Annotated in this window: 27 protein-coding genes and 1 pseudogene; 1 reads left to right on the top strand and 27 read right to left on the bottom strand. The window is 49.9% G+C overall.

Translation table 11 applies throughout. From position 1 onward, the window contains the following. Positions 1-14: 14 nt before the first annotated feature. From rpsM to rpsJ, 24 genes are all read right to left on the bottom strand, one after another. Positions 15-371 (bottom strand): 30S ribosomal protein S13, encoded by a 357-nt coding sequence (gene rpsM, locus BZK41_RS26060; RefSeq protein ID WP_003031135.1) that lies wholly within the window; start codon positions 369-371, stop codon positions 15-17. 146 nt (positions 372-517) lie between these two features. Then, positions 518-634, bottom strand: a complete 117-nt coding sequence (gene rpmJ / locus BZK41_RS26065) for a 50S ribosomal protein L36 (protein WP_000868187.1) — start codon at positions 632-634, stop codon at positions 518-520. A 30-nt stretch (positions 635-664) separates the two neighbouring features. Beyond that, on the bottom strand, positions 665-1,996 hold the full coding sequence (gene secY, locus BZK41_RS26070) for a preprotein translocase subunit SecY (protein WP_001118864.1): 1,332 nt from the start codon (positions 1,994-1,996) through the stop codon (positions 665-667). 7 nt (positions 1,997-2,003) lie between these two features. Continuing rightward, positions 2,004-2,438 (bottom strand): 50S ribosomal protein L15, encoded by a 435-nt coding sequence (gene rplO / locus BZK41_RS26075; RefSeq protein ID WP_003031132.1) that lies wholly within the window; start codon positions 2,436-2,438, stop codon positions 2,004-2,006. Between the two features lie 3 nt (positions 2,439-2,441). Beyond that, on the bottom strand, positions 2,442-2,621 hold the full coding sequence (gene rpmD, locus BZK41_RS26080) for a 50S ribosomal protein L30 (RefSeq protein ID WP_001140434.1): 180 nt from the start codon (positions 2,619-2,621) through the stop codon (positions 2,442-2,444). Between the two features lie 3 nt (positions 2,622-2,624). Continuing rightward, a complete protein-coding gene (gene rpsE / locus BZK41_RS26085) occupies positions 2,625-3,128 on the bottom strand; it encodes a 30S ribosomal protein S5 (protein ID WP_003031131.1) in 504 nt (167 codons plus the stop codon). Between the two features lie 14 nt (positions 3,129-3,142). Further along, positions 3,143-3,496 carry a 50S ribosomal protein L18 gene (rplR, locus tag BZK41_RS26090; protein ID WP_000358960.1) on the bottom strand — a complete coding sequence of 118 codons (354 nt, stop codon included), beginning with the start codon at positions 3,494-3,496 and terminating at the stop codon, positions 3,143-3,145. A 9-nt stretch (positions 3,497-3,505) separates the two neighbouring features. Continuing rightward, a complete protein-coding gene (rplF, locus tag BZK41_RS26095) occupies positions 3,506-4,039 on the bottom strand; it encodes a 50S ribosomal protein L6 (protein ID WP_003031129.1) in 534 nt (177 codons plus the stop codon). Positions 4,040-4,051: 12 nt separating this feature from the next. After that, a complete protein-coding gene (gene rpsH / locus BZK41_RS26100; protein WP_003031127.1) occupies positions 4,052-4,444 on the bottom strand; it encodes a 30S ribosomal protein S8 in 393 nt (130 codons plus the stop codon). Between the two features lie 30 nt (positions 4,445-4,474). Beyond that, the gene (gene rpsN, locus BZK41_RS26105; RefSeq protein WP_003031125.1) at positions 4,475-4,780 is read right to left on the bottom strand and encodes a 30S ribosomal protein S14; all 306 of its coding nucleotides are present in this window, start codon (positions 4,778-4,780) and stop codon (positions 4,475-4,477) included. Positions 4,781-4,794: 14 nt separating this feature from the next. Further along, complete coding sequence (gene rplE, locus BZK41_RS26110) at positions 4,795-5,334, bottom strand: 50S ribosomal protein L5 (protein ID WP_003031123.1); 540 nt, start codon at positions 5,332-5,334, stop codon at positions 4,795-4,797. Positions 5,335-5,348: 14 nt separating this feature from the next. Continuing rightward, positions 5,349-5,663: a 50S ribosomal protein L24 gene (gene rplX, locus BZK41_RS26115; protein ID WP_003031122.1), complete on the bottom strand. Its 315-nt coding sequence runs from the start codon at positions 5,661-5,663 to the stop codon at positions 5,349-5,351. A gap of 10 nt (positions 5,664-5,673) precedes the next feature. After that, on the bottom strand, positions 5,674-6,045 hold the full coding sequence (rplN, locus tag BZK41_RS26120; protein ID WP_000613954.1) for a 50S ribosomal protein L14: 372 nt from the start codon (positions 6,043-6,045) through the stop codon (positions 5,674-5,676). Between the two features lie 163 nt (positions 6,046-6,208). Next, positions 6,209-6,463 (bottom strand): 30S ribosomal protein S17, encoded by a 255-nt coding sequence (gene rpsQ / locus BZK41_RS26125; RefSeq protein WP_003031120.1) that lies wholly within the window; start codon positions 6,461-6,463, stop codon positions 6,209-6,211. Then, positions 6,463-6,654: a 50S ribosomal protein L29 gene (rpmC, locus tag BZK41_RS26130; protein ID WP_000644742.1), complete on the bottom strand. Its 192-nt coding sequence runs from the start codon at positions 6,652-6,654 to the stop codon at positions 6,463-6,465. The genes rpsQ and rpmC overlap by 1 nt, the downstream gene beginning before the upstream one ends. Continuing rightward, the gene (gene rplP / locus BZK41_RS26135; RefSeq protein ID WP_000941208.1) at positions 6,654-7,064 is read right to left on the bottom strand and encodes a 50S ribosomal protein L16; all 411 of its coding nucleotides are present in this window, start codon (positions 7,062-7,064) and stop codon (positions 6,654-6,656) included. Before rplP ends, rpmC begins: the two co-directional genes overlap by 1 nt. 12 nt (positions 7,065-7,076) lie before the next feature. Further along, on the bottom strand, positions 7,077-7,778 hold the full coding sequence (gene rpsC / locus BZK41_RS26140; RefSeq protein WP_000529945.1) for a 30S ribosomal protein S3: 702 nt from the start codon (positions 7,776-7,778) through the stop codon (positions 7,077-7,079). A 17-nt stretch (positions 7,779-7,795) separates the two neighbouring features. Beyond that, positions 7,796-8,128: a 50S ribosomal protein L22 gene (gene rplV / locus BZK41_RS26145; protein WP_000448832.1), complete on the bottom strand. Its 333-nt coding sequence runs from the start codon at positions 8,126-8,128 to the stop codon at positions 7,796-7,798. Positions 8,129-8,142: 14 nt separating this feature from the next. Further along, complete coding sequence (gene rpsS / locus BZK41_RS26150) at positions 8,143-8,421, bottom strand: 30S ribosomal protein S19 (RefSeq protein ID WP_001138115.1); 279 nt, start codon at positions 8,419-8,421, stop codon at positions 8,143-8,145. A gap of 16 nt (positions 8,422-8,437) precedes the next feature. Further along, on the bottom strand, positions 8,438-9,259 hold the full coding sequence (gene rplB, locus BZK41_RS26155; protein ID WP_000301869.1) for a 50S ribosomal protein L2: 822 nt from the start codon (positions 9,257-9,259) through the stop codon (positions 8,438-8,440). 17 nt (positions 9,260-9,276) lie between these two features. Then, positions 9,277-9,579, bottom strand: a complete 303-nt coding sequence (rplW, locus tag BZK41_RS26160) for a 50S ribosomal protein L23 (RefSeq protein ID WP_000617546.1) — start codon at positions 9,577-9,579, stop codon at positions 9,277-9,279. Continuing rightward, a complete protein-coding gene (rplD, locus tag BZK41_RS26165) occupies positions 9,576-10,181 on the bottom strand; it encodes a 50S ribosomal protein L4 (protein WP_003031119.1) in 606 nt (201 codons plus the stop codon). The genes rplW and rplD overlap by 4 nt, the downstream gene beginning before the upstream one ends. Positions 10,182-10,191: 10 nt before the next feature. After that, positions 10,192-10,821 (bottom strand): 50S ribosomal protein L3, encoded by a 630-nt coding sequence (gene rplC, locus BZK41_RS26170; protein ID WP_003031117.1) that lies wholly within the window; start codon positions 10,819-10,821, stop codon positions 10,192-10,194. 32 nt (positions 10,822-10,853) lie between these two features. Continuing rightward, the gene (gene rpsJ / locus BZK41_RS26175; RefSeq protein ID WP_001181005.1) at positions 10,854-11,165 is read right to left on the bottom strand and encodes a 30S ribosomal protein S10; all 312 of its coding nucleotides are present in this window, start codon (positions 11,163-11,165) and stop codon (positions 10,854-10,856) included. A gap of 379 nt (positions 11,166-11,544) precedes the next feature. Between rpsJ and BZK41_RS26180 the strand changes: the two genes are divergently transcribed. Then, a complete protein-coding gene (locus BZK41_RS26180; RefSeq protein ID WP_079940103.1) occupies positions 11,545-12,012 on the top strand; it encodes an A24 family peptidase in 468 nt (155 codons plus the stop codon). Here BZK41_RS26180 and bfr read toward each other — a convergent pair. From bfr to tuf, 3 genes and pseudogenes are all read right to left on the bottom strand, one after another. Further along, on the bottom strand, positions 12,009-12,485 hold the full coding sequence (gene bfr, locus BZK41_RS26185; protein WP_079940104.1) for a bacterioferritin: 477 nt from the start codon (positions 12,483-12,485) through the stop codon (positions 12,009-12,011). The genes BZK41_RS26180 and bfr overlap by 4 nt on opposite strands. Positions 12,486-12,556: 71 nt before the next feature. After that, positions 12,557-12,751, bottom strand: coding sequence for a bacterioferritin-associated ferredoxin (gene bfd, locus BZK41_RS26190; protein WP_003031111.1), 195 nt, complete (start codon positions 12,749-12,751; stop codon positions 12,557-12,559). A gap of 185 nt (positions 12,752-12,936) precedes the next feature. After that, positions 12,937-13,151, bottom strand: a pseudogene (tuf, locus tag BZK41_RS26200) (elongation factor Tu); the annotation flags it as partial.

Here is a 13,151-nt window from a genome sequence, read left to right on the forward strand (position 1 = left end):
TTCAATCACCCCGATTATTTCTTGATCGGTTTGCGCGGACCCTTACGGGTACGTGCGTTGGTCTTGGTACGCTGACCGCGAACCGGGAGACCACGACGATGACGCAAACCGCGATAGCAACCAAGGTCCATAAGGCGCTTGATGCTCATGCTAACTTCACGGCGCAGATCACCTTCAACGACAAATTTGGCAACTTCGTCACGCAGCGTGTCGATTTGTTCTTCAGACAGCTCACTGATCTTAACATCTTCAGCGATACCCGCGGCAGCCAGAATGGCTTTAGAACGGGTCTTGCCGACGCCGTAGATCGAAGTTAATGCGATCACAGCATGTTTCTGATCAGGAATGTTAATGCCTGCTATACGGGCCACTATGCACTCCTACTATTTAATATGTACGCACCATGCTGAAAAGCCCGTTTTCAGGATACTCAAATGGAAACGCACAGACATACAAAAGATTGGCTGGCTAATCTAGCCAGCTCAACCCAACTTTGCAAGAAAAATATGCGAATAAATCAGCCTTGGCGCTGTTTATGCTTCGGCTCGGCACTGCAAATCACACGGATGACACCATCACGCTTAACGATTTTGCAGTTACGGCATAATTTCTTGACGGAAGCACGAACTTTCATTTTTACTCTCCGTAACTTCTCGGGCGACTGTTAACGGCCGTAGCCTTTCAGATTCGCCTTCTTCAATGCAGACTCGTACTGACTGGACATCATCAGAGTTTGCACTTGAGCCATAAAGTCCATAATCACGACAACAACGATAAGCAGTGAGGTCCCACCGAAGTAGAACGGTACTTTCATTGCATCACGCATGAACTCCGGGATCAGGCAGATAAAGGTAATGTAGAGCGCACCAACCAAAGTCAGGCGGGTCATTACTTTATCGATATACTTCGCCGTTTGCTCTCCCGGACGAATTCCTGGTACAAATGCACCGGACTTCTTCAGGTTATCTGCTGTTTCACGCGGGTTGAAAACCAACGCCGTGTAGAAGAAACAGAAGAATATGATTGCAGACGCATAGAGTAACACATAAAGCGGTTGCCCAGGCTGCAAATACAGCGAAATTGTTGTCAGCCAGTTCCAACCAGTCCCGCCCCCGAACCATGACGCAATGGTCGCCGGGAACAGAATAATACTGGAAGCGAAGATTGCCGGGATTACCCCCGCCATATTCACTTTCAGCGGTAAATGTGTGCTCTGTGCAGCATAGACACGACGACCTTGCTGACGTTTCGCGTAGTTTACCACAATGCGGCGTTGACCACGTTCAACAAATACAACAAAGAACGTCACTGCGAATACTAATACTGCAACCAACAGCAACACGAGGAAGTGCAGGTCGCCTTGACGCGCTTGCTCGATAGTATGGGCAATGGCTGGCGGGAGTCCCGCGACAATACCGGCGAAGATAATGATTGAGATACCGTTGCCGATACCACGTTCAGTAATCTGTTCGCCCAACCACATCAGGAACATAGTCCCTGTAACCAGACTTACAACAGCGGTGAAATAGAATGCAAAGCCTGGGTTCATCACCAGGCCCTGCATACCAGGCATATTCGGCAGACCGGTAGCAATACCGATCGACTGGAATATTGCCAGCACCAGAGTACCGTAGCGGGTGTACTGGCTGATCTTACGACGACCAGACTCCCCTTCTTTCTTAATTTCTGCCAGCGTTGGATGAACCACCGTCAGCAGCTGGATAATGATCGACGCCGAAATATACGGCATGATCCCCAGAGCAAAGATAGAAGCACGGCTGAGAGCACCACCAGAGAACATGTTAAACATTTCAATGATGGTGCCTCGCTGTTGCTCAAGCAGTTTGGCAAGTACAGCGGCATCAATACCAGGGATCGGAATGAAAGAGCCAATACGGAACACAATCAGCGCGCCGATTACAAACAGCAGTCTGCGTTTCAGCTCGCCTAAGCCACCTTTGGCACTTTGAAAATCTAATCCCGGTTGTTTAGCCATCTGCTACTTATTCCTCGATTTTACCGCCAGCAGCTTCGATAGCAGCACGAGCGCCTTTAGTAACACGCAGGCCACGAACAGTTACCGGAGTAGTGACTTCACCAGCCAGGATCACTTTCGCGAACTCGATCTGGATACCGATAATGTTAGCTGCTTTCAGCGTGTTCAGGTCTACAACACCGCCTTCAACTTTAGCCAGGTCAGACAGACGAACTTCGGCTGTAATCGCTGCTTTACGTGAAGTGAAGCCGAATTTTGGCAGACGACGGTACAGAGGCATCTGACCACCCTCGAAACCGCGACGTACGCCACCGCCAGAACGAGACTTCTGACCTTTGTGACCACGACCACCGGTTTTACCGAGGCCAGAACCGATACCACGACCCAGACGGCGAGCCGCTTTTTTAGAGCCTTCGGCCGGAGACAGAGTATTTAAACGCATCTCTTACTCCTCAACTTTAACCATGAAGGAAACCGCGTTGACCATACCACGAACAGCAGGAGTATCCTCGCGCTCTACGGTGTGACCAATACGACGCAGACCCAGGCCAAGCAGCGTTGCCTTGTGTTTCGGCAGACGACCGATTGCACTGCGGGTTTGAGTAATTTTAATAGTCTTTGCCATGGTTTATTTCCCCAGAATTTCTTCAACGGATTTACCACGCTTGGCAGCGACCATTTCCGGAGATTTCATATTTTCCAGACCATCGATAGTTGCACGAACCACGTTAATCGGGTTAGTGGAACCATACGCTTTAGCCAGAACGTTACGAACTCCAGCGACTTCCAGAACGGCGCGCATTGCACCACCGGCGATGATACCGGTACCTTCGGAAGCCGGCTGCATGAATACACGAGAACCCGTGTGAGTACCCTTAACCGGGTGCTGCAGGGTGCCGTGGTTCAGCGCGACGTTAATCATATTGCGACGGGCTTTTTCCATCGCTTTCTGGATCGCTGCTGGAACTTCACGCGCTTTACCGTAACCAAAACCAACGCGACCGTTACCATCACCAACTACAGTCAGAGCTGTGAAGGAGAAAATACGACCACCTTTAACGGTTTTAGATACGCGGTTAACCGCGATCAGCTTTTCCTGCAGTTCGCCAGCTTGTTTTTCGATGTGAGCCATCTTACACCTCTACCTTAGAACTGAAGGCCAGCTTCACGGGCAGCATCTGCCAGTGCCTGGACACGACCATGATATTGGAACCCGGAACGGTCAAAAGAAACATCTTTGATGCCTTTTTCCAGAGCGCGTTCAGCAACAGCTTTACCTACAGCTGCAGCAGCGTCTTTGTTACCGGTGTACTTCAATTGTTCAGCGATAGCTTTTTCTACAGTAGAAGCAGCTACCAGAACTTCAGAACCGTTCGGTGCAATTACCTGTGCGTAAATATGACGCGGGGTACGATGTACCACCAGGCGAGTTGCACCCAGCTCCTGGAGCTTGCGGCGTGCGCGGGTCGCACGACGGATACGAGCAGATTTCTTATCCATAGTGTTACCTTACTTCTTCTTAGCCTCTTTGGTACGCACGACTTCGTCGGCGTAACGAACACCCTTGCCTTTATAAGGCTCAGGACGACGGTAGGCGCGCAGATCTGCTGCAACCTGACCGATCAGCTGTTTATCAGCGCCTTTCAGCACGATTTCAGTCTGAGACGGGCATTCTGCAGTGATTCCCGCAGGCAGCTGATGGTCAACTGGGTGAGAGAAACCTAAAGCCAGGTTTACTACATTCCCTTTAACCGCTGCACGATAACCTACACCAACCAGCTGAAGCTTCTTAGTGAAGCCTTCGGTAACACCGACAACCATTGCATTCAGCAGGGCACGCGCGGTACCAGCCTGAGCCCATCCATCTGCGTAACCATCACGCGGACCGAAGGTCAGTGCATTATCTGCATGATTTACTGCAACAGCATCGTTGAGAGTACGAGTCAGCTCGCCGTTTTTACCTTTGATCGTAATAACCTGACCGTTGATTTTTACATCAACGCCGGCAGGAATAACGACCGGTGCTTTAGCAACACGAGACATTTTTTCCTCCGATTAGGCTACGTAGCAGATAATTTCGCCACCAAGACCAGCCTGGCGCGCTGCACGATCAGTCATAACACCTTTAGAGGTAGAAACAACTGCGATACCCATGCCAGCCATAACTTTCGGCAGCTCGTCTTTACGCTTATAAATGCGCAGACCTGGGCGACTGACACGCTGAATGCTTTCTACAACAGCTTTACCCTGGAAATACTTGAGAGTAAGTTCCAGTTCCGGCTTGGTGTCGCCTTCAACTTTAAAATCTTCAATAAAACCTTCTTCCTTCAGCACGTTGGCAATTGCCACTTTCAGCTTGGAGGAAGGCATGGTGACCGCAGCTTTATTCGCGGCCTGACCGTTACGGATACGGGTCAGCATATCCGCGATCGGATCTTGCATGCTCATCTGTCTTTACTCCCGTGATTCAATTGGTAATTACCAGCTAGCCTTTTTCAAGCCTGGTACTTCACCGCGCATGGCGGCTTCACGCAGTTTGATACGGCTCAACCCGAACTTGCCCACATAGCCATGCGGACGACCTGTTTGACGGCAGCGGTTACGCTGACGGGACGGGCTGGAATCACGCGGCAGAGACTGCAGCTTGAGAACTGCGTTCCAACGATCTTCGTCGGTCGCGTTCACATCAGAGATAATAGCTTTCAGTTCAGCGCGTTTTGCGAAGTACTTATCAGCTAAAGCTACGCGCTTTACTTCGCGTGCTTTCATTGATTGCTTAGCCATTCAGTAACCCTACCTTACTTGCGGAACGGGAAGTCAAAGGCAGCCAGCAGAGCACGGCCTTCTTCATCAGATTTCGCAGTAGTGGTAATGGTAATATCCAAACCACGCACGCGGTCGACTTTATCGTAGTCGATTTCTGGGAAGATGATCTGCTCACGGACACCCATGCTGTAGTTACCACGACCGTCGAAAGACTTAGCGGACAAGCCACGGAAGTCACGGATACGTGGAACAGCAATAGTGATCAGGCGCTCAAAGAACTCCCACATGCGTTCGCCACGCAGAGTTACTTTACAGCCGATCGGATAGCCCTGACGGATTTTGAAGCCTGCAACTGATTTGCGTGCTTTGGTGATCAGCGGTTTTTGACCGGAGATTGCTGTCAGGTCAGCTGCTGCGTTATCCAGCAGTTTCTTGTCAGCGATCGCTTCACCAACACCCATGTTCAGGGTGATCTTCTCGACCCGAGGGACTTGCATGACAGAATTGTAGTTAAACTCAGTCATGAGTTTAGCGACTACTTCGTCTTTGTAGTAATCATGCAGTTTCGCCATCGTACTACTCCAAATTACTTGATAGTTTCGCTGTTAGATTTGAAGAAACGGACTTTTTTGCCGTCTTCGAATCTAAAGCCTACACGGTCAGCCTTGCCGGTTGCCGCGTTGAAGATAGCAAGGTTAGAGATCTGAATAGCTGCTTCTTTCTCTACAATGCCGCCTGGTTGGTTCAGGGCCGGAACCGGCTTCTGATGTTTCTTAACCAGGTTGATACCTTCAACAATGACCTTGCCGGAAGACAGGACATTCTTAACTTTACCGCGTTTACCTTTATCTTTACCGGTTAACACGATAACTTCGTCATCACGACGGATCTTCGCTGCCATGATTCGCTCCTTAGAGTACTTCTGGTGCCAGAGAGATAATTTTCATGAACTTCTCGTTACGAAGTTCACGAGTTACCGGCCCAAAAATACGCGTACCGATAGGTTGCTCGCTGTTATTGTTTAAAATAACGCATGCATTACCATCGAAGCGAATGACAGAACCGTCCGGGCGACGAACACCCTTCTTGGTGCGCACCACTACCGCCTTCAGCACATCACCTTTTTTGACCTTACCACGCGGAATTGCTTCCTTGATGGTGATCTTGATGATATCGCCGACGCCTGCGTAGCGACGGTGCGAGCCACCCAGAACCTTGATACACATTACGCGACGTGCACCGGAGTTGTCGGCGACGTTCAGCATAGTCTGTTCTTGGATCATTTTAGTGCTCCGCTAATGTCAACTACTACTGAGACCCGAAAATCAGGTCGTTAAAAAAGCCCCATATCGGGGGCGCGGCATTATAACACCGCTTCAACGATATGGGTAGAAAAAATAAACGGCTCATCGCTGAGCCGTTTATTCGTTGAGAATGCCTACTGTATTACAGAACGGCTTTCTCTACAACGCGAACCAGCGTCCAGGACTTAGTCTTGGACAGCGGACGGCATTCGCGGATTTCAACCACGTCACCAGTACCGCATTCGTTGTTCTCGTCATGTACGTGCAGTTTGGTCGTACGCTTAATGAATTTACCGTAGATCGGGTGTTTCACAAAACGTTCGATAGCAACAACGATGGATTTCTCCATTTTATCGCTAACAACGCGACCTTGCAGAGTACGGATTTTATCGGTCATTACGCACCCGCCTTCTCAGTCAGTAAAGTCTTAACGCGTGCGACGTCACGACGCACTTGCTTCAACAGGTGAGACTGTTGCAGCTGGCCACTTGCAGCCTGCATACGCAGGTTGAACTGCTCACGCAGCAGATTCAGCAGCTCGGTGTTCAGCTCTTCAACACTCTTCTCACGCAGCTCTTTTGCTTTCATTACATCACCGTCTTAGTTACAAAGGTGGTTTTAATCGGCAGTTTCGCTGCTGCCAGCTTGAATGCTTCACGGGCCAGCTCTTCCGGTACGCCGTCCATTTCATACAGGACTTTACCCGGCTGAATCAAGGCAACCCAATACTCCACGTTACCTTTACCTTTACCCATACGCACTGCCAGCGGCTTTTCAGTGATCGGTTTGTCCGGGAATACACGGATCCAGATCTTACCTTGACGCTTAACTGCACGGGTCATAGCACGACGTGCTGCTTCGATCTGACGGGCAGTCAGACGACCACGGCCAACAGCTTTCAGACCGAAGCTGCCGAAGCTAACATCCGCGCCAGCAGCCAGACCGCGGTTACGGCCTTTGTGCATTTTACGGAATTTTGTACGCTTTGGTTGTAACATCAGCGACGCTCCTTATTTACGGCCTTTACGCTGCTGCTTTTTAGGTTGCGCAGCCGGTTTTTCCGGTTGTTCAACAGCAGCCATACCACCCAGGATCTCGCCTTTGAAGATCCACACTTTAACGCCGATTACACCGTAAGTGGTGTGCGCTTCAGAGGTGTTGTAGTCGATGTCAGCACGCAGAGTGTGCAGAGGTACGCGACCTTCGCGGTACCATTCGGTACGTGCGATTTCCGCGCCGCCCAGACGGCCGCTAACTTCAACTTTGATACCTTTAGCGCCCAGACGCATTGCGTTCTGTACAGCACGCTTCATAGCACGACGGAACATAACACGACGTTCCAGCTGAGAAGTGATGCTGTCAGCAACCAATTTTGCGTCCAGTTCAGGCTTACGCACTTCGGCGATATTGATCTGAGCAGGAACGCCAGCAATATCCGCTACGACTTTGCGCAGTTTTTCTACGTCTTCGCCTTTCTTACCGATAACGATACCCGGGCGAGCAGTGTGAATGGTCACACGGATGCTCTTAGCCGGACGCTCGATAACGATACGAGATACAGACGCTTTCGCCAGTTCCTTAGTCAGGTACTGACGTACTTTAAAATCGCTGTCCAGGTTGTCAGCGAATTCTTTGGTGTTCGCAAACCAGGTTGAGTTCCATGGTTTTACAATACCCAGGCGAATACCATTAGGATGTACTTTCTGACCCATTGCTAGTCTCCAGAGTCTCAGCGATCGGACACAACCACAGTAATGTGGCTGGTGCGCTTCAGGATGCGATCTGCACGACCTTTTGCACGCGGCATAATGCGCTTCATGCTCGGGCCTTCGTCTACGAAAATTTTCGTAACTTTCAGATCGTCAATGTCAGCGCCATCGTTGTGTTCAGCGTTAGCAATGGCAGATTCCAGGACTTTCTTAACCAGTACAGCCGCTTTCTTATTGGTGTAGGTCAGAATATCCAGAGCCTGCGACACTTTCTTACCGCGAATCAGGTCTGCAACAAGGCGAACCTTCTGAGCAGAAGAACGAGCATGGCGATGTTGAGCTAAAGTTTCCATCTCTTCCTCCTACCTTATTTCTTCTTCGCTTTTTTATCAGCAGCGTGGCCGCGATAAGTACGAGTCGGTGCGAATTCACCCAGTTTGTGACCGACCATTTCGTCGGAAACAAATACCGGAACGTGCTGACGACCATTATGGACAGCGATGGTCAAACCGATCATGTTAGGAAAGATCGTTGAACGACGGGACCAAGTGCGCAGGGGCTTCTTGTCTCCGCTTTCCACCGCTTTCTCTACCTTCTTCAGCAAGTGCAGGTCAATAAAAGGACCTTTCTTGAGAGAACGTGGCATGGCTTATCCTCTAAAATTATTTGCTACGGCGACGTACGATGAATTTATCAGTACGCTTGTTGCTGCGGGTCTTCTTACCTTTGGTCTGAACGCCCCACGGAGTTACCGGGTGCTTACCAAAGTTACGACCTTCACCACCACCATGTGGGTGGTCGACTGGGTTCATCGCAGTACCGCGAACGGTAGGACGAACACCACGCCAGCGTGCAGCACCTGCTTTACCCAGAACGCGCAGCATATGCTCAGCATTGCCAACTTCGCCCAGAGTTGCACGGCAGTCTGCTTCGACTTTACGCATTTCACCAGAACGCAGACGCAGGGTGACATAAGCACCATCACGAGCAACGATCTGAACGTAAGTACCAGCGGAACGTGCCAGCTGACCGCCTTTACCTGGTTTCATTTCTACGTTATGAACGGTAGAACCAACCGGGATATTGCGCATCGGCAGGGTGTTACCTGCTTTGATTGCAGCATCAACGCCAGACTGAATCTGGTCGCCAGCTTTCAGGCCTTTAGGGGCCAGGATGTAACGGCGTTCACCGTCTTTGTACAGAACCAGCGCGATGTTCGCGGAGCGGTTCGGATCGTACTCAAGACGTTCAACAACTGCCGGGATACCGTCTTTGTTGCGTTTGAAGTCAACAATACGATAAGCCTGCTTGTGACCACCACCGATGTGACGAGTGGTGATGCGGCCATTGTTGTTACGACCACCGGATTTGCTGTTTTTTTCAACCAGCGGAGCAAAAGGTTTGCCCTTGTGCAGCTCTGGGTTGACCACTTTAACAACGTGGCGACGACCCGGAGATGTCGGTTTACATTTAACAACTGCCATTGTATTACTCCTCCGACTTACTCAGCGCCGCCGACGAAGTCCAGATTCTGGCCTTCCTTCAGGGTGACGTAAGCTTTTTTCCAGTCGCTACGACGACCGATACGCTGTCCGTGACGTTTAACTTTCCCTTTAACTACCAGGGTGTTAACGACTTCGACTTCGACTTCAAACAGTTTCTGCACAGCAGCTTTGATTTCTGCTTTGGTCGCGTCTTTAGCAACTTTGAGAACGATGGTGTTAGTTTTTTCCATCGCAGTAGACGCTTTTTCAGAAACGTGCGGTGCGCGCAGCACTTTCAGCAGACGTTCTTCACGAATCATGCCAGCATCTCCTCAACTTGCTTAACAGCATCAGCAGTCATTACGACTTTGTCGAAGGCGATCAGGCTAACCGGGTCGATACCAGTTGCATCGCGTACGTCAACCTTGTGCAGGTTGCGCGCAGCCAGGAACAGGTTTTCGTCCAGCTCACCGGTGATGATCAGCACATCTTCCAGAGCCATGTCTTTCAGTTTCTGTGCCAGCAGCTTAGTTTTAGGCGCTTCTACAGAGAATGATTCGACAACGATCAGACGATCCTGACGTACCAGTTCGGACAGAATGCTTTTCAGCGCGCCACGGTACATCTTTTTGTTAACTTTTTGACTGTGGTCCTGTGGACGAGCAGCGAAGGTCACGCCACCTGAACGCCAGATCGGGCTCTTGATAGAACCTGAACGCGCACGGCCGGTACCTTTCTGGCGCCACGGCTTTTTGCCTGAACCAGTTACTTCAGCACGAGTCTTCTGAGCACGAGTACCCTGACGAGCACCAGCTGCATAAGCAACAACAACCTGGTGAACCAGCGCTTCGTTGAAATCACGACCGAAGGTAGTTTCGGAAACAGTCAGCGCGCTCTGCGCGTCTTTCAATACTAATTCCATTGCTATCCCCTTACGCCTTCACAGCTGGTTTAACGATCAGGTCGCAACCGGTCGCACCCGGAACACCACCTTTAACCAGCAGCAGGTTGCGCTCAGCGTCAACACGTACTACGTCCAGGCTCTGAACGGTTACACGTTCGTTGCCCAGCTGACCTGCCATTTTCTTGCCTTTGAACACTTTGCCCGGAGTCTGGTTCTGACCGATAGAACCCGGAACGCGGTGAGACAAGGAGTTACCGTGAGTAGCGTCCTGGGTACGGAAGTTCCAGCGCTTAACGGTACCAGCGAAACCTTTACCTTTAGAGGTACCGGTTACGTCAACTTTTTTAACGTCAGCAAACAGTTCAACGCTAATGTTCTGACCAACGGTGTATTCTTCACCATCTGCCAGACGGAACTCCCACAGACCGCGGCCAGCTTCTACGCCAGCTTTAGCAAAGTGACCAGCTTCCGGCTTAGTTACGCGGTTAGCTTTTTTAGCACCGGTGGTAACCTGAACAGCGCGATAGCCATCGTTAGCCAGATCTTTAACCTGAGTAACGCGGTTTGCTTCAACTTCGATAACGGTTACTGGGATAGATACGCCATCTTCAGTGAAGATGCGGGTCATACCCACTTTTTTACCGACTAAACCAATCATTGTATCAACCTCTCAATCGCTCGATGACCTGATTAACCCAGGCTGATCTGCACGTCTACACCGGCAGCCAGGTCCAGACGCATCAGAGCATCAACGGTTTTTTCAGTTGGCTCAACGATGTCAACCAGACGCTTGTGAGTACGGATCTCGTACTGATCACGCGCGTCTTTGTTGACGTGCGGGGAGATCAGAACGGTGAAACGCTCTTTGCGGGTCGGCAGCGGGATCGGACCACGAACCTGCGCACCAGTGCGCTTGGCAGTCTCGACGATTTCCGCGGTTGATTGATCGATCAGACGATGATCAAACGCTTTCAAACGGATACGGATTCTTTGGTTCTGCATGAGACCAGAGCTCCAATTATTTTATAGACGAAATAGTTACTCCTCAAACCCATTACGATTGATGGGAGAGTGTAACCGTTCTTACAGAGTTCCCCGATTGGGAACATTGTCTGGTATTGCTTTCGCAATACCGGTGGCTCATATCGAACCGCTGTCAATATTAGACAAGCCCGCGCATTATACGTAAATCTCAGTCTTAAGCAAGTGCCGCGTAGAAATTAATCACTCGTTCACAAATGCGAGCCTCCTTCCACTCTGATTGTATGTCCTGTGATGCAACGCGTTTTCCGTGGAAGAGAGTATCCATAGCCCACATCCCGGACTTGCAGGGGCGCCGGGCTTACCCGAAGGTAAACTCTTTACCAGATAAGGTTTGCCCATGTACATCGACCTCCCCTTTCTGCTGTTTTATGTCTCGCTATTAGGGTTGCTCTTAGTCCATGACCTACGTACCGGGTTGCTGCCCGACAAATTTACCTGCCCTCTTTTGTGGGGCGGTCTTATTTATCATCAGTGCTGCAGACCGGCACAGTTATCCGACGCGCTTTGGGGTGCCGTCGCGGGTTATGGGATATTTGCGTTGTTCTACTGGGGGTATCGTTTGATATGCCGACAGGAAGGATTAGGCTTTGGTGATGTCAAATTTCTTGCCGCGCTAGGCGCATGGCATCGCTGGGAATCATTACCACTGTTGGTTTTACTTGCCGCGGGCATGGCATGTTGCCTCACCGGGATTTCCTGCGTCCGTTACGGGAGACAAGTACTAAAAAACCCGCTGCCATTTGGGCCATATCTGGCGGCTGCGGGTTTTGTTATTGGCCTGGTAAGTATGATACAGGGCGGTTAGTCACTGACTTTAATTTGCGATTGCAGATAATTTTGTAAGCCAAGTCTTGCAATCAGGTCCAGCTCGGTTTCGAGCCAGTCAATATGCCCTTCTTCTTCAGTCAGGATCTCAATCATCATATCCCGGCTGACATAGTCATGAACGCTATCGGCATAGGCAATGGCTTCACGCAGATCTTTCGCCCCATCCAACTCAAGTCGAAGATCGGATTGCAGCATCTCTTCAACATCTTCGCCAATACCCAACTTGCCAAGATCCTGCAAGTTTGGGAGCCCTTCTAAGAATAAAATACGCTCGATATATTTATCAGCGTGTTTCATCTCATCGATAGATTCATGGTACTCAACATCATTGAGGCGAGTCAGTCCCCAGTTTTTAAACATACGAGCATGGAGAAAATACTGGTTGATCGCGACAAGCTCATTTCCCAATAGTTTATTGAGATAATTTATGATTTTAACATCACCTTTCATTTTATAGTCCCTCCGCTTCCACTCTTAGAGCGTAGATGGGGCTACAGGGATGTCAAAAAAAAGAGTGTGACTTAGGCGATCTCTTTAAATTCTGGCATTTGCGTTAATTCATCCTGCATGACTTCGCGAGCAGCACGAATGCACTTACCGCATTGATTTCCAACAGGAATAAATTTACGTAATTGCTGAAAGGATTGAGGATGAAACTGGCGAACAGCCTGACGTATTTTTTTATCACTTATCGCATTACACAAACAAACGTACATGATCGCTCCCGTTCAATTTCTGTGCAAAGTGTAAATGAGAATAGTTATGATTACAATAGCACAATGCTATTTACGCGGCGGGAGAATGAATAAAAAATGCGAATAAATATGACAATCGCTAAATAACAGGCAGCAAAAAGGGCACCGAAGCGCCCTTTTTAAGCTCAAAGCTAATTAATTAATAATTAGCTCATTACTTTGGCAACAACGCCCGCACCAACAGTACGGCCGCCTTCACGGATTGCGAAACGCAGACCGTCGTCCATCGCGATCGGGTGGATCAGGGTAACAACCATTTTGATGTTGTCGCCCGGCATTACCATCTCTACGCCTTCCGGCAGTTCGATGGTACCAGTCACGTCAGTAGTACGGAAGTAGAACTGCGGACGGTAGCCTTTGA

This window comes from Citrobacter sp. A316 (assembly GCF_002042945.1).
GTDB lineage: Bacteria > Pseudomonadota > Gammaproteobacteria > Enterobacterales > Enterobacteriaceae > Citrobacter > Citrobacter portucalensis.

Bases quoted from the DNA above. Each gene is read 5' to 3' on its own strand.
- rplW (WP_000617546.1), bottom strand. From the start codon at position 9,579: ATGATTCGTGAAGAACGTCTGCTGAAAGTGCTGCGCGCACCGCACGTT.
- rplD (WP_003031119.1), bottom strand. From the start codon at position 10,181: ATGGAATTAGTATTGAAAGACGCGCAGAGCGCGCTGACTGTTTCCGAA.
- rpmJ (WP_000868187.1), bottom strand. From the start codon at position 634: ATGAAAGTTCGTGCTTCCGTCAAGAAATTATGCCGTAACTGCAAAATC.
- bfd (WP_003031111.1), bottom strand. From the start codon at position 12,751: ATGTACGTTTGTTTGTGTAATGCGATAAGTGATAAAAAAATACGTCAG.
- rplN (WP_000613954.1), bottom strand. From the start codon at position 6,045: ATGATCCAAGAACAGACTATGCTGAACGTCGCCGACAACTCCGGTGCA.
- rplO (WP_003031132.1), bottom strand. From the start codon at position 2,438: ATGCGTTTAAATACTCTGTCTCCGGCCGAAGGCTCTAAAAAAGCGGCT.
- rplP (WP_000941208.1), bottom strand. From the start codon at position 7,064: ATGTTACAACCAAAGCGTACAAAATTCCGTAAAATGCACAAAGGCCGT.
- rplC (WP_003031117.1), bottom strand. From the start codon at position 10,821: ATGATTGGTTTAGTCGGTAAAAAAGTGGGTATGACCCGCATCTTCACT.
- secY (WP_001118864.1), bottom strand. From the start codon at position 1,996: ATGGCTAAACAACCGGGATTAGATTTTCAAAGTGCCAAAGGTGGCTTA.
- rplX (WP_003031122.1), bottom strand. From the start codon at position 5,663: ATGGCAGCGAAGATCCGTCGTGATGACGAAGTTATCGTGTTAACCGGT.
- rpmD (WP_001140434.1), bottom strand. From the start codon at position 2,621: ATGGCAAAGACTATTAAAATTACTCAAACCCGCAGTGCAATCGGTCGT.
- rplR (WP_000358960.1), bottom strand. From the start codon at position 3,496: ATGGATAAGAAATCTGCTCGTATCCGTCGTGCGACCCGCGCACGCCGC.
- rpsQ (WP_003031120.1), bottom strand. From the start codon at position 6,463: ATGACCGATAAAATCCGTACTCTGCAAGGTCGCGTTGTTAGCGATAAA.
- rplF (WP_003031129.1), bottom strand. From the start codon at position 4,039: ATGTCTCGTGTTGCTAAAGCACCGGTCGTTATTCCTGCCGGCGTTGAT.
- rpsN (WP_003031125.1), bottom strand. From the start codon at position 4,780: ATGGCTAAGCAATCAATGAAAGCACGCGAAGTAAAGCGCGTAGCTTTA.
- bfr (WP_079940104.1), bottom strand. From the start codon at position 12,485: ATGAAAGGTGATGTTAAAATCATAAATTATCTCAATAAACTATTGGGA.
- rpsH (WP_003031127.1), bottom strand. From the start codon at position 4,444: ATGAGCATGCAAGATCCGATCGCGGATATGCTGACCCGTATCCGTAAC.
- rplB (WP_000301869.1), bottom strand. From the start codon at position 9,259: ATGGCAGTTGTTAAATGTAAACCGACATCTCCGGGTCGTCGCCACGTT.
- rpsJ (WP_001181005.1), bottom strand. From the start codon at position 11,165: ATGCAGAACCAAAGAATCCGTATCCGTTTGAAAGCGTTTGATCATCGT.
- rplV (WP_000448832.1), bottom strand. From the start codon at position 8,128: ATGGAAACTTTAGCTCAACATCGCCATGCTCGTTCTTCTGCTCAGAAG.
- BZK41_RS26180 (WP_079940103.1), top strand. From the start codon at position 11,545: ATGTACATCGACCTCCCCTTTCTGCTGTTTTATGTCTCGCTATTAGGG.
- rplE (WP_003031123.1), bottom strand. From the start codon at position 5,334: ATGGCGAAACTGCATGATTACTACAAAGACGAAGTAGTCGCTAAACTC.
- rpsE (WP_003031131.1), bottom strand. From the start codon at position 3,128: ATGGCTCACATCGAAAAACAAGCTGGCGAACTGCAGGAAAAGCTGATC.
- rpmC (WP_000644742.1), bottom strand. From the start codon at position 6,654: ATGAAAGCAAAAGAGCTGCGTGAGAAGAGTGTTGAAGAGCTGAACACC.
- rpsS (WP_001138115.1), bottom strand. From the start codon at position 8,421: ATGCCACGTTCTCTCAAGAAAGGTCCTTTTATTGACCTGCACTTGCTG.
- rpsC (WP_000529945.1), bottom strand. From the start codon at position 7,778: ATGGGTCAGAAAGTACATCCTAATGGTATTCGCCTGGGTATTGTAAAA.